The sequence below is a fragment of the Natranaerobius trueperi genome (assembly GCF_002216005.1).
In the GTDB taxonomy this organism is placed as follows: domain Bacteria; phylum Bacillota; class Natranaerobiia; order Natranaerobiales; family Natranaerobiaceae; genus Natranaerobius_A; species Natranaerobius_A trueperi.
The window spans coordinates 71,280-84,770 of sequence record NZ_NIQC01000007.1 but is presented as its reverse complement, the minus strand read 5'-3'; the positions used below and the strand labels follow the sequence as shown (position 1 = coordinate 84,770).

Sequence of the window (13,491 nt, the reverse complement as noted above, 5' to 3'; positions counted from 1 at the left end):
GCTTTTCTCTCTTTCCATTTCGACTATTTGTAGTTTCCTTTTCTCGGTAATCATACTTTGAGTAACCCAGTTCATGATCAAGTTCACTTTCTAGCATTTCTTCTATTAGTTCACCAAATTGCTCCTTCAAAACTTCTTGAATATCATTTACATCTTTTAGTTTACCTTGTTTCATCATTTCTCTTACTTGCTTTTTGTCTATCAAATTCATAACGGTGCAAACCTCTTATTCTATTTTTATTATACATCATTTCGGAAGGTTTACACCGTTTATTTTACACTCTCGTATAATTTACATTTTATGTTAGCCTGAAATACTCGGCCCTTCTTGAATAATACCTGATAAAAAACTTTTACGATGTACACAACAAGGTCCGTGAGCTTTAATGGCTTCACGATGCTCTTTTGTTCCATAACCTTTATTACTTTTAAAATTATATTGAGGGTATTTATTATGTAAATCATCCATCAGTCTATCTCTATAAACTTTTGCTATAATACTAGCGGCAGCTATGGATGCAACTTTTTGATCACCTTGCGGCACATATTTTCCGATATTATCCAGTGTTGGTGGGACAAAATTACCGTCAACAAGAGCCAAATCAATTTCCTCATTTAAATTATTATAAGCTCTTGTCATGCTAATAACTAGAGCATTTTGAATATTAAGTTTATCTATTTCTTCTGGTGTAGAAGTTCCTAACGCATATTTTATACCTGAAGAAGACGTCAACTCATTATATATTTTTTCTCTTTCATTATTAGTCAAACTTTTAGAGTCGTTAAGCTTTATTATGCGATTAAAATCAAAATCGTGTTGTAAACTTGCAATACACGAAACAACTGGTCCAGCTATTGGGCCTCTACCAACTTCATCTATACCTGCAACTCTTTTAGCGTTATTTTCTCTTGCCAAGTTAAGCTGATTTGATAAAAGAGATTCTAAATGTGCTTTATTTTTCTCTTCAGCAATTAGTCTATTCCGCAACCTTTTCTTAAGATCCTGAACACCTTTTCTTTTATCATTCTCAATAGCATGAACTAATTCCCATGAAGGTTTGTTCATACACATTTCTTTAATTTTTTTAATAGACAGGTCTTCCAAATTACAAAAATCCATCACTAATACCTCTTTCTTGTTCAAGTTTACTCTATAACACCTAACTGATCTAAAGGCCAAAAAACAAAAAATGCTTTTCCTTTAATTTGCTCTTCATGTATAAATCCTACTGATGGTGATCTACTATCCATACTATTATTCCTATTGTCGCCAAGAACAAAATACTTCTCATCAGGGATTTTTTCGGGACCATAGTTATCATTAACTTTTTTAGTTTGATAATTTTCTTTTACTCGATCACCATTAATATAAACATTTCCATCAGCAATCTCAATTTTTTCTCCAGGTAACCCTACAACTCGCTTTATAAAGTCCTTATCTTCATCATACTCAAATACTATAATGTCCTCTCTATCTGGGTCATCCAATCTATAAATAAATTTATTGACTACTAATCGTTGAGAGTCTGCCAAGGTTGGCGACATCGATTGTCCTTCAACTAAAAAAATCTCTACGACAAAAAATCTAATAAGGAAAGCTAAAACAACAGCCACCAATAATGATTTGACCCATTCAAAAATTTCTCTTAAAAATTTTTCCATAGAGCACGCCTCCATATCCAAGAAAAGGGACTGTAATCACAGCCCCTTTTTTAACTAACGAATTTCTTTGATTCTTGCAGACTTTCCTGTACGATTGCGAAGGAAATATAACTTAGATCTTCTAACTTTACCTCTTCGTCTAACTTCAATCTTTGCTAGACGTGGAGAATGAATAGGAAAAGTTCTTTCAACACCAACACCAAAACTAGTTCTTCTTACGGTAAAAGTTTCTCTAAGACCTGAGCCTTGCCTTTTGATTACAATACCTTCAAAAGGCTGTTGTCGTTCCCTTTGACCTTCTACAACCTTAACGAATACTCGTACTGTATCCCCAGGCTTAAAGTTAGGAAGGTCGCTTTTCATTTGTTTTTCTTCAATCTGTCTAATTACGTTCAATGTCACTTACCTCCTTCTTTAGGCGTTCTTAACGGTTTGGCCGCCAGAGGACCACCTTAATATAACAAAATAATTATAGCATAGCGCCCTTTTCTTGACAATATTTTATATGTTATCTTGTTGTTTTAATTCTTCAAGAAGCTTTTTTTCAAAATCATTTAATTTTACATTCTCTAGAAGATCTGGTCGTCTTGTAAGTGTTCGTTTTAAACTTTCTTTTTTCCTCCAACGATCTATTTGAGCATGATTACCTGAAAGTAACACTTTAGGTACATCAGTTCCTCTAAAAATAGCCGGACGCGTATAATGAGGATGTTCAAGTAAATAGTCATTAAATGAGTCAGCTTGTGCTGAAGCTTCATCACCTAATACACCGGGTAATAATCTAACGACGGAATCCATTATTACCATAGCTGGTAACTCTCCACCAGTGAGCACAAAATCTCCAATCGATAGTTCTTCATCAACTAAATTGTCCCTCACTCGCTCATCTACACCCTCATAATGACCACACAAAATTGTTATTCTATCTAACTGTGATAATTCTTGTGCTTTTTTTTGGGAATATTTTTTTCCTTGTGGTGTCATAAATATAGTTTTTTGATCTCTGAAATACCCAGGGGTTTTATTTAGTTCATCAAAAACATTAAATATAGGTTCTGGTTTCATAACCATACCTGCACCACCGCCATATGGATAATCATCTACTTTATTGTGCTTGTCATTAGAATGATCACGAATATCTATTAGATTCACCTGTATATGGTCCTTGGAGATAGCTCTTTTTAAAATGCTTGATCCTAAAACACCATAAAACATACTAGGAAATAAAGTTAGGATATCTATTTTCATAATTATTCCTCCTCCAAGAGACCTTCAGGTAAATCTACAACTATGATACCAGCGTGTAGATCGACATCTTTTACTACTTGTTGAATTGCAGGTATCAAAACTTGATTATCATCATCTGATACTTCATAAACATCATTTCCACCTGTTTGAAAAATTTCAGTTATTGTTCCGAGAGGAGTGTCATCAACTGTTATAACATTTAACCCTTTTATCTGATCATAGTAAAATTCACCTTCAGGTAGTTGAGGGCGTTCATTTCTAGGAATCTTTATATAAAAGTTTTTAAATTGTTCTACATCATTGATATTATTCCATTCCTTAAATTTAACAATTTCTTTGTTCTTGTGCAAAAACGATGACTCGATATGAGCTTTAAAAGTTTCTAGCTCTTCACCTACCAAATATACCCTATCTAGTTGATTAAATCTATCACGGATATCAGTTAAAGAAATTACTTTAACTTGTCCTTTAACTCCATGAGTCCCTACAATCTGACCTACTGAAATCAAATCATGTGTCGGGTTCATATTATCCCCCCGAAGTTAGAAATAGAACTAGTCACTGATTATTGAATGATTTCAACCAGCACTCGTTTGTTCTCTCTAATGGCGGCAGCGCTCACAACAGTTCTAATAGCTTTGGCTATCCTTCCCTGTTTTCCAATAACTTTACCCATATCTTCTGGATTCACTTTAAGTTCAAGGACCATAGATTTATTCCCTTCAACTTCATTAACAATTACATCATCAGGGTAATCAACTATCGACTTGGCGATATACTCTACAAGCTCTTTCAACTTAAGCGCCTCCTTCAGATAATTAGTTTATTACCCCAGCTTGTGCTAAAAGAGATCGAACTTTTTGTGAAGGTTTAGCACCTTCGGATAGCCATTTTTTAGCTTTCTCTTCATCAATTTTAAGAGTAACTGGTTCAGTTCTCGGGTTATAATGTCCCAACTCTTCAATAAACTTACCATCTCTCGGAGCTCTTCCATCTGCTACTACAATTCGATAAGATGGCTGTCTTTTTGCTCCCATTCTTTTAAGTCTCATTCTTACTGCCATTTCTGTCACCTCCTTAAATAAGTTCTGGATTTAATTGTTTACTTTTTATGACATAAAGGGGAGGTTCCCCATACCTGGCAACTTCTTCTTTTTACCAGATTTATTCATTTTGCCCATCTGTTTCATCATCTTTTTCATCTGTTCAAACTGTTTCAATAATTTGTTAACATCTTGAACTCTTGTTCCACTACCATGAGCTATTCTCTTTTTCCTACTACTATTAATAACCTCTGGATAAGTACGTTCTTCTTTAGTCATTGACTGAATAATAGCTTCAACTTTAACAAGTTCTTTTTCATCTAATGACATATCTTTTAACTTTTTATTACCAGACATACCTGGTATCATATCAAAAATCTGATCTAGTGGTCCCATACTCTTTATTTGTTGTAATTGTTCAAGGAAATCTTCAAAAGTAAAAGTCTGACTCTTTATTTTTTTCTCAAGTTCTTGAGCTTTTTGTTGGTCCATAGAAGTTTCTGCTTTTTCAATCAATGACATTACGTCACCCATACCTAATATTCTTGATGACAATCTATCTGGATGAAAAACTTCTAATTCTTCTACTTTCTCTCCTGTTCCAATAAATTTAATTGGTTTACCAGTTACTTTCTTAACTGACAAAGCAGCTCCACCACGAGTGTCACCGTCTAACTTTGTCATAATAATACCTGACAAAGCTAGGTCTTCATTAAATCTATCAGCTACATTGACAGCATCTTGACCTGTCATAGCATCAACTACTAATAAAATTTCATGGGGTGATATTTTTTCCTCTACTTGTTTCAGTTCAGTCATTAAATCCTCATCTACGTGTAATCGTCCAGCTGTATCAACTATTACCACATCACGTTGATTCTTTTTAGCATGTTCTATTGCACCTTTAGCTATATCAGCAGGATGTTGCTTGTCACCCATACTAAACACTGGTACTTCTATCTGATCACCAAGAACGTGTAGCTGTTTAATAGCTGCGGGTCTTTGTGTATCACATGCAACTAAAAGTGGATGTTTATTATCTTTTTTAAACTTATTAGCTAACTTTGCAGCAGCTGTTGTCTTACCTGTACCTTGTAATCCTGCAAGCATAATTACAGTAGGTGGTTTATCTGAAAAGTTAAGTTCAGTGGCCTCTCCACCCATTAATTCAGTAAGCTCATCCCGTACAATCTTTATCACCTGTTGACCAGGGGTCAAACTTTCTAAAACTTCTTCACCTATAGCTCTTTCTTTAACTTTATTGACAAACTCTTTAACTACTTTGTAGTTAACATCAGCTTCTAGTAAAGCTAGACGAACTTCTCGCATTGCTTCTTTTACATCTTTTTCATTTACTTTTCCTTTACCTTTCAGTTTCCCCAAAGTGTTTTGGAGTTTTTCTGATAGCCTAGATAGCATTATCATCACCCCTTATTAATTCATCCAATATATCGAGACACTCCTTATGAGAACGTTCATTTTCGGGCAGTTCAAGCATCTTTTTCAACTTTTTTAGTTTGTTTTGTCGTAAAGTAAAGTTCTTAACTAAACCGAGTTTATGTTCATATTCTGTTAATAATTCTTCCCCACGTTGTAATAAATCATATACCCCTTGACGACTAATTTTTTCAAGATCAGAAATTTCTCCTAAGGATAAGTCCTCATAATAGTATAATTTAAAGATATCTTTTTGTCTATCTGTTAATAGTTCTCCATAAAAGTCAAACAACAATACCAAATGCGTAGTTTTTTCTAACATATTTACTCACCTAAATTTTGTTATTGTCAAGTCAGATCACTTTACGGATATATTCTACATAAAAAAGACTCCCATGTCAATAATAAGGGGTTCAATTTTGAAGTTGAAATTTCAAAATCACAAGCAAATTCACACTAAAATTCACATGACAAATCACAAATTTTTCACATTAAAAAAAAGCAGTTCTCTTTATCAAAATTAGAACTGCCCATTATCTCTAAGGCACATAAATCGGAGAATTCGTAACGAAGAAAAACCATATCATTGATTTTCCCTTTCTTTAAAATTGTTCATAATACGAATACTCTACGTCTACATTCCTTTCTTCCACCTCTTTTATTATCTCTTTTGCTCCACTATCTTCTTCAAGTTTAAATTTAAGAGACAGTTCTTTCAGGTTTTCCAACTCTTGTAGCGGTGAAATATCGCTAATTGTATATCCATCCGACAAGCGGGATTGAGCAGGTTCTCCAAACATATCAAGATTTAAGATCCTAAGTTGAATCAGATCTTTTAAAGGTGAAACATCCTGCACTTTAGTTTGCCTTAAATTAAGTTCTTTCAGCTTATCTAAAGATGAAAGGGGAGAAACATCGCTAACAGGAATATGTTCAGCCCGGAGTATTTTCAAGTTATTAAGGTCTTTCAATGGTGATAAATCGCTGATTTCGTTTTTATACAATTGAAGCTCTTCTAAATTCTCTAAATCAGCTAATGCTTCTATATTTTTGATATCATCGGTTTTTATTAACTGTAGCTTTTGTAAATTTCTTAGGTTTGATAAAAAATCAATATCTTCAATTTTATAACCTACTATTCTTAGTTCTTCCAAGCCTTACAACTTTGAAATTGGGGTAAAATCTTCAATGCTATCAGAACCCACTAAATTTATTCCTAGTTCTATATCATTTAATGGTTTAAGAGAGTAAAGGTCTTCGGGGTCATCAACAGAAGTAACCAACTTATTAATTTCATTAAAAACTGACAGATCGTCTGGTACCTGTTCAAGAGATATGGTCAGTTCCAATTCATTTATGGTTTTCAAAGGAGAGTAATTTGAAATATCATTGTATAATACATCCAACTCTTTTAGTTTATCCTTTCCTTTTAGAGGCGATATGTCAGTAACTTCGTTGTTTCTTATATTAAGTTTTCTTAATTCTTCTAGTTCCTTTAAAGGAGAAAGATCGCTAACATCATTTGCAGTTATATTAAGTGTTTCTAAGTTATTTGCATACTGCAAGCCTTCTAAACTTGAAATATTTTCGTTTCTAGCTCTAAGGGTTTTTAGATCCTTTAAATCTTCTTTTATAAACTTTCCTTGTATTTCTAGTTCATCACGGATTGCCTCTTTCAAATTTTCGTCTAAAATTTCACGGAAATTAGCAACAACCTCTGTATCTTCATCAATTTCAAATTCAAAAGATTTTTCATCTTTCTCTTTTCCATCTTTTCCCATTTTAGAAATTAATAGCCTTCCTTTGGTTCAGCTTCTACTGTAACTTCTTCACCTTCTTCATAAGTTCCTTCACCTTCGATTTCTCCAGCTTCTTCAGTATCAGTTTGTACCACTACTTCGTATTTGTTTAAATCATTTTTATCTTGTTCATTTTCTGCTTCTTCCTCTGAAGTACAACCTACCATAAAAACTGTTAGAGTTGTTAAGCTTATTACTATTATTAAATAAGCTAATTTTCTTCCTGACATTTTTACCACCTCTCTCTTTTAAATCTTCAAACAATATGCTCTTTAGAAGAGGTACATAAAATATCTTTAGTTCACTAAATATTAACCTCAAATTAATTATACAGTATCTCGAAATATTGTTAAAAAACTTGTAGTTAATAAAATTTTTAGCATATTTTTCACAATAAAAATCACACCCACATTCACAACAGGAATATTTATTTACATATATGAATATAGGTGTGAAAATCATGTGATTTTTGATTATTAATGACAGAGAAAACTCACTGTGATAAATGCTATGAATTTTGGTATGAAAAACGGTGTGATTGACCTGTTTTCAACTCTAAAATGGACCCCCTTAATGTCAATAAGGGGCCTAATTCTCTGTTAAATCTTCTGAATTACTAAACAGAGCATCAACAAATTGTTCAGAAACAAAATCTTGTAAGTCATTTATACCCTCACCAACCCCAATATATTTGATTGGTAGTTTCAATTCATCAGCAAGCGCTAAGACTATCCCACCTTTTGCTGTACCATCTAATTTTGTAAGCACAATACCTGATACAGGTGTCACTTCTGAGAAAAGTTTAGCCTGGTTTAGTGCATTTTGCCCTGTAGTAGCATCTAAAACAAGTAATACTTCATGAGGTGGATGTCCTAGTTCTCTATCAATCACACGTGATATTTTATTTAGTTCATCCATCAGATTTTTTTTGTTATGGAGTCTTCCAGCGGTATCACAAATCAAATGATCAACCTTCCTTGCTCTAGCTGCTTGCAGTCCATCATAGACAACTGCAGCTGGATCAGAGCCTTCCTGGTGCCTAATCACATCAACACCTACTCTATCTCCCCAAATTTTTAGCTGATCTATTGCTGCTGCTCTAAATGTGTCTGCTGCAGCTAATAAAACCTTCTGATCGTTTTGTTTATATCTATTTGCAAGTTTTCCTATAGAAGTTGTTTTCCCAGCACCATTAACCCCTACAATTAATGTAACCTTCAAAGAGTCATCTACTTCTCTTTCATCTGAATCAAAATGTAACATATTTAACACTTCTTCTTTTAAGATTTCATCGACATCTTGTGGATCTTTTATCTTCTCTTCATTAATTCTTTCTTTTATTTGTTCAACAATTTTCATTGTAGTATCAACACCAACATCCGCACCGATTAAAATATCCTCTAGTTCTTCGAAAAATTCTTCGTCTATAGAGCTACTACTAGAAAATAAATTGGTTATTTGTGATACAAAACCTTTTCTAGTTTTTTTTAAACCTTCTTTTATTTTAGAAAAAATACCCATTATTTGGCCACTCCTTTTAAGCAGATTCTGTAACATCATTATAATCATCTAGTTTAACAGAGATAAGTTGACTAACACCTGGATTTGACATAGTTATACCATAAAACCTATCAGCAGCTAACATAGTTGTTTTTCTATGTGTAATTATAATGAACTGTGTTTTTTGAGAATAGTTAGAAAAGAACTCAGTTAAAATTTCTAAATTCTTTTCGTCTAATGATGCATCAACTTCGTCTAATATACAAAATGGTGTAGGTTTAATTTCATGTACAGCAAATAATAAAGCTATTACTGTTAATGCTCTTTCCCCACCTGATAGTAATGAAAGGTTTTGCTTTTTCTTACCAGGAGGTTTAGCAATTATATCAATACCCGTATTTAATAAATTACTCTCATCAGTATATTGTAACTGTGCACTACCACCATGATAAACTTCTTTAAAAACACGATCAAACACTTTATTAATTTGATCAACAGTTTTTGAGAATTTTTCTATCATTGTACTATCAATTTCAGACAAAACTCTTTTTAAAGAGTCCTCTGCTTTTAACAGATCTTGTTGTTGTCCTTGTAAAAATTCTAACCTTTCTTCTAGTCGTTCATATTCTTCAATTGCCCCTACATTAACAGAACCGAGTTCTTTTATTTGTTTTTGTAATTTTGCTATGTTTTTTTCATGAGCTTTAAAATCCTCTATAGGTTTTTTATATTTAAACGCTTGTTCGTAATCAAGCTCATACTGTTCATTTAATCTTTCTAATATACTTTCTAATTCAGTTTCTACCCTACTTTTTTTCATCTTAATTTGAGATAATTCCTTCTCAAGACTCTTTTCTTTCTGAGCATACTTTTTATGATCATCTTCCTTTTCTTGTAATTGATATCTAACCTCTTCTCTTTGCTTTTTAAGATTATCAAGTGTATAAGAAATCTGCTCTTGCTTATCTAAAAGGTTTTGCCGTCTATTTTTATTTTCTATCTTTTCTTTTTCAGTCTTTTTTAGTTTCTCATCAATTTCTTCAATTTTAGTTAATGTTTCAGGTAACTTTTTATCTTTATAGTTATTAATAAAAACTTCTAGCTCTTGTTTTTCCTCAGTAGTTTTTTTGAGTCGTTCATCTAGTTTACCCAAATCTACTTGTAATGATAATTTACGTTCATTCATTTTATCATACTCTTTTTGCTCTTCATCATGGTTATCACTTATATCTTCTATATATTGCTTAAGTTTGGTTTTGTTATTTTCTAAGGAGTCAATCTTTCTAGAGCTTTGAGCTAGTTGTTCTTCAATTGAGCTCAACTCATTTCTTTTACCTTTTATTTTTAACTCAATTACTTCTTTTTCCTCTTCTAACCTATCCTTTTCTTGATTAATTCGTTCTAAATCTTTCTTTATCTCTCGATATTCTAAGTCTAATTGATGCCTTTCAGATAATAAGTTTTCCAAAGTAGATTTCTTTTGTTTCAATTTTTCGCTAGTTTGCACTTTTTCACTATGAATAGTTGTTAGTTCTTTATTTAGATCATTTATTTTCTTTTGTATCGTAGACTTATTATTATCTTTTTTAAGTAAGCTATTACTATTATTAGAATTCTGTTTTAGACTACCACCTACCATTGCTCCGCCTGGTAGAATAATTTCACCTTCAATTGTAACGAGTTTTAAAGAATACTTTAAATCACGAGCTAAAGCTAGACCTATATCCATTGATGGGACAATAACTACACGTCCTAATAAGTATTTAGCTACAACTTGGTAGCGTTCATCCATAGATATTAGATCAGAAGCAATACCATGAACTGAGTGTTTAGAAATAATTTTTGATTGTTTTTCATTAATAGTTCTCGAACTTAAATTATCTAATGGTAAACATGTAGCTCGTCCTAACTTTTTATTTTTTAGATATTCAAGAACATCTTTAGCAGTCTTGTCTGTATCAGTCACTATATTCTGTAAAGCTCTTCCTAGAGATATCTCAATAGCCTTCATATAAGGTTCATCTACTGAGATTAACTGCGAAACTGTACCTTTAACCCCTCCCCATATTTTGGGGTTTTGTTTTTTTAATTTCAAAATAGTTCTTATTCCTTGTGAAAAACCATCTGAATCATAAAATTCATCCATCATTTCTAAACGTGATTTATATTGTTGTAATGAGTTTTTCTTTTCATTTTCTTGTTTATGTAATTTATCTTCATTTTTTTCTAGTTCAGTAACTTCTGTTTTTAATGTAGTCAATTTTGTAACAAGTTCATCCATTCGATTTTGAATACTATCATTTTTTTCTTGACTTGCTTGCATTTGATTATTCAAGGTTGTACTATATTGAGATTTACTATTTAAGTCATCGTTTAGTTCTTCAATTTCAGCGCTCAGCCGTTCTTTATCTTTCAATAGATTACTATAACTAGATTTTTCTTGCTGAATTTTATTAATAATTTCAATCAAATTTCCTTTAGCTTCTTCTATATTTTGAGTATTTCGAGACATTTGTTCTAGTTCAGTTTTTAACTTTCTGAGTTTCTCTGTCAAGCTATCTTTTTGTTCTAACAATGTTTGATATTGTTTAGTTATCTGATTGTATTTATCTTCAGCTTTTTTAATTTCTTCTGTAACTTGGCTACGTTCTTCAATTAATCTCGTTTTTTCATTGGTAAGATTCTCTGTTCTTTCACCAAGTATTTTTTCTTCTCCTTGATTTTTTTCTAATTCAGTAACAACTGACACATTTTCTTGTTGATAATACTCTAAATTCTTTTCCAAATCAACAAGATTCTTTTTCGTAGATTCTAGTTCACTTTCTACAGCTCTTAAAGCAGTAGTAATTTCTTGCAAATTTGTTTCTAATCTTTTTTGATTATTATCAAATTTATACCAACTAGACTTCTTTTCTTCTATCCTATGAGCTAATAAATTTACCTCTAACAGCTTTAATTCTTCAACTAATTCTTTATACTTTTTCGCTTTTTGACCTTGTTCTCTCAAAGAAGGTAATTGATAATTCAATTCTTCTATTATATCTGATACTCTAGCTAAGTTTCCTTTAGTATCATCTAGTCGTTTTAGTGCCTCTTTCTTTCTTGTCTTATGTTTTAAAATTCCCGATGCTTCTTCAAATAAATATCTTCTTTCTTCAGGAGAAGCAGATAAAATTTTATCAATTTCACCTTGGCTTATAATTGAATATGTATCTTTTCCTATACCAGTATCCATAAATGTCTCTAAAATATCTTTTAGACGACAAGGTGTTTTGTTAATGAAATATTCACTGTCACCACTGCGATAAAACTTTCTTTTGACAGTTATCTCCTCATAGTCGAGATCTAAAACACCAGTTGAATTATCTAAAGTAATTGATACTTCAGCCATATTCATGGGTCTTTTTGCCTGTGTTCCGGAAAAAACAAAATCTTCCATCTTCTCTCCTCTTAAAGGTTTTGTGCGTTGTTCACCTAAAACCCATCGTATGGCGTCACTTATATTACTTTTTCCACATCCGTTTGGCCCAACTATTGCAGTTATACCTTTTGAAAAATCAAATGTTGTTTTATTTGGGAATGATTTGAATCCGAATAATTCAAGTTTTTTTAACAAGGTATTTTCCTCCTTCAACAGGCAACAAAATACCTGCTTGTTTGAAACAAGCAGGTATCGAAAATTGAAACAGGTGTAAATTAATCCTAGTTACTCATTAAAACCTTGGTTCTAGATGAAATTTAATAGCAGTTCTCTCTTCACCATCAATTTCAATTTCACTAAAGGCAGGAATACAAATAAGATCAATACCATTAGGTGAAACAAAACCACGAGCAATAGCAATTGCTTTTACTGCCTGATTTATTGCCCCTGCTCCAACACATTGCATCTCAGCAGAACCATTTTCTCTAATTATAGCAGATATTGCTCCAGCTACTGACTTGGGTTCTGATTTTGTAGATACTTTTAGTACTTCCATTGTTAAGAATTTTCCCCCTTCTATATGTTTTTAATTGTTCTATTACAAATTTATACTTTTCCTCACTCTATATATACTATCTTTAATCTGTAATTCCTTCTAAATTAATAAATATTTTATTCATCTGTCAACTTATTCAAAGCTGTATGTGCAGCATTTTGTTCAGCTACTTTTTTACTTTTTCCTTTACCTCTTCCAATTAATTTCTCATCAAGATAAACTTCAGCGATAAACTGTTTATCATGATCTGGTCCAACTTCGTCAACAATGTGGTACTGAGGAATTTGACTAAATTTTTCTTGTGTTAACTCTTGAACAACTGTTTTATAATCACCAATGTGTTTATTAGATATATCTGAAATTTGATCCTGAAAAAGTTGATAAATTACTGTTTTTGTACTGTCATAACCTTGTGAAAGAAAGACGGCACCAAGCACTGCTTCTACAGTATCTGCTAAAATAGAGGGACGTTTTCGCCCCCCTGTATTTTCTTCACCTTTACCGAGTCGTAAATATAAACCTAATTCAAGTTTATGAGCAATTTTTACTAAAGAAGGCTCACATACAAGTTCAGCACGAATTTTTGTAAGTTCACCTTCTGGTAATTCACTGTGTTTTTTATATAAAGCTTCACTAATTGCTAGTTCTAGTACCGCATCTCCCAAAAATTCTAATCTTTCATTGTGGATGACAGATTTTCTTTGTTCATGTGCATACGAAGTATGAGTCACAGCTTGTAGTAGTAAAGAATCGTCTACTTCTATCTCTAAATTTTCTCTAAGATTATTGACACTGTAATGTTCTACTGCCATTGTGCCATCCCCT

General features: G+C 32.3%; 17 protein-coding genes. All 17 read right to left on the bottom strand.

Annotation, left to right across the window (positions count from 1 at the left end; all coding sequences use genetic code 11):
* On the bottom strand, nt 1-211 hold a 211-nt coding region (locus CDO51_RS04885), incomplete at its 3' end, for a transposase (protein ID WP_205842108.1).
* Nucleotides 212-304: 93 nt separating this feature from the next.
* The gene (locus CDO51_RS04880) at nt 305-1,144 is read right to left on the bottom strand and encodes a ribonuclease HII (RefSeq protein ID WP_158212325.1); all 840 of its coding nucleotides are present in this window, start codon (nt 1,142-1,144) and stop codon (nt 305-307) included.
* A 2-nt stretch (nt 1,145-1,146) separates the two neighbouring features.
* The gene (gene lepB / locus CDO51_RS04875) at nt 1,147-1,662 is read right to left on the bottom strand and encodes a signal peptidase I (protein WP_089023186.1); all 516 of its coding nucleotides are present in this window, start codon (nt 1,660-1,662) and stop codon (nt 1,147-1,149) included.
* A gap of 54 nt (nt 1,663-1,716) precedes the next feature.
* Nucleotides 1,717-2,058, bottom strand: coding sequence for a 50S ribosomal protein L19 (gene rplS / locus CDO51_RS04870; protein ID WP_089023185.1), 342 nt, complete (start codon nt 2,056-2,058; stop codon nt 1,717-1,719).
* 105 nt (nt 2,059-2,163) lie between these two features.
* The gene (gene trmD / locus CDO51_RS04865) at nt 2,164-2,910 is read right to left on the bottom strand and encodes a tRNA (guanosine(37)-N1)-methyltransferase TrmD (protein ID WP_089023184.1); all 747 of its coding nucleotides are present in this window, start codon (nt 2,908-2,910) and stop codon (nt 2,164-2,166) included.
* Nucleotides 2,911-2,912: 2 nt separating this feature from the next.
* On the bottom strand, nt 2,913-3,437 hold the full coding sequence (rimM, locus tag CDO51_RS04860; protein WP_089023183.1) for a ribosome maturation factor RimM: 525 nt from the start codon (nt 3,435-3,437) through the stop codon (nt 2,913-2,915).
* Between the two features lie 38 nt (nt 3,438-3,475).
* The gene (locus tag CDO51_RS04855; protein WP_089023182.1) at nt 3,476-3,706 is read right to left on the bottom strand and encodes a KH domain-containing protein; all 231 of its coding nucleotides are present in this window, start codon (nt 3,704-3,706) and stop codon (nt 3,476-3,478) included.
* 22 nt (nt 3,707-3,728) lie between these two features.
* On the bottom strand, nt 3,729-3,974 hold the full coding sequence (gene rpsP, locus CDO51_RS04850) for a 30S ribosomal protein S16 (RefSeq protein ID WP_089023181.1): 246 nt from the start codon (nt 3,972-3,974) through the stop codon (nt 3,729-3,731).
* A gap of 45 nt (nt 3,975-4,019) precedes the next feature.
* The gene (gene ffh / locus CDO51_RS04845; protein WP_089023189.1) at nt 4,020-5,375 is read right to left on the bottom strand and encodes a signal recognition particle protein; all 1,356 of its coding nucleotides are present in this window, start codon (nt 5,373-5,375) and stop codon (nt 4,020-4,022) included.
* Entirely contained in the window at nt 5,362-5,712 is a 351-nt protein-coding gene (ylxM, locus tag CDO51_RS04840) for a YlxM family DNA-binding protein (RefSeq protein ID WP_089023180.1), read from the bottom strand. The genes ffh and ylxM overlap by 14 nt, the downstream gene beginning before the upstream one ends.
* Nucleotides 5,713-5,992: 280 nt before the next feature.
* Nucleotides 5,993-6,544, bottom strand: a complete 552-nt coding sequence (locus tag CDO51_RS04835) for a leucine-rich repeat domain-containing protein (RefSeq protein ID WP_089023179.1) — start codon at nt 6,542-6,544, stop codon at nt 5,993-5,995.
* Nucleotides 6,545-6,547: 3 nt separating this feature from the next.
* Nucleotides 6,548-7,171 (bottom strand): leucine-rich repeat domain-containing protein, encoded by a 624-nt coding sequence (locus CDO51_RS04830; RefSeq protein ID WP_089023178.1) that lies wholly within the window; start codon nt 7,169-7,171, stop codon nt 6,548-6,550.
* A gap of 8 nt (nt 7,172-7,179) precedes the next feature.
* Nucleotides 7,180-7,419, bottom strand: coding sequence for an InlB B-repeat-containing protein (locus CDO51_RS04825; RefSeq protein ID WP_089023177.1), 240 nt, complete (start codon nt 7,417-7,419; stop codon nt 7,180-7,182).
* Nucleotides 7,420-7,777: 358 nt separating this feature from the next.
* Nucleotides 7,778-8,710, bottom strand: a complete 933-nt coding sequence (ftsY, locus tag CDO51_RS04820; protein WP_089023176.1) for a signal recognition particle-docking protein FtsY — start codon at nt 8,708-8,710, stop codon at nt 7,778-7,780.
* A 16-nt stretch (nt 8,711-8,726) separates the two neighbouring features.
* Complete coding sequence (gene smc / locus CDO51_RS04815; protein ID WP_158212324.1) at nt 8,727-12,305, bottom strand: chromosome segregation protein SMC; 3,579 nt, start codon at nt 12,303-12,305, stop codon at nt 8,727-8,729.
* A 97-nt stretch (nt 12,306-12,402) separates the two neighbouring features.
* Complete coding sequence (locus tag CDO51_RS04810) at nt 12,403-12,666, bottom strand: stage V sporulation protein S (protein WP_089023174.1); 264 nt, start codon at nt 12,664-12,666, stop codon at nt 12,403-12,405.
* A 116-nt stretch (nt 12,667-12,782) separates the two neighbouring features.
* Nucleotides 12,783-13,478 (bottom strand): ribonuclease III, encoded by a 696-nt coding sequence (gene rnc / locus CDO51_RS04805; protein ID WP_089023173.1) that lies wholly within the window; start codon nt 13,476-13,478, stop codon nt 12,783-12,785.
* Between the last annotated feature and the right edge of the window lie 13 nt (nt 13,479-13,491).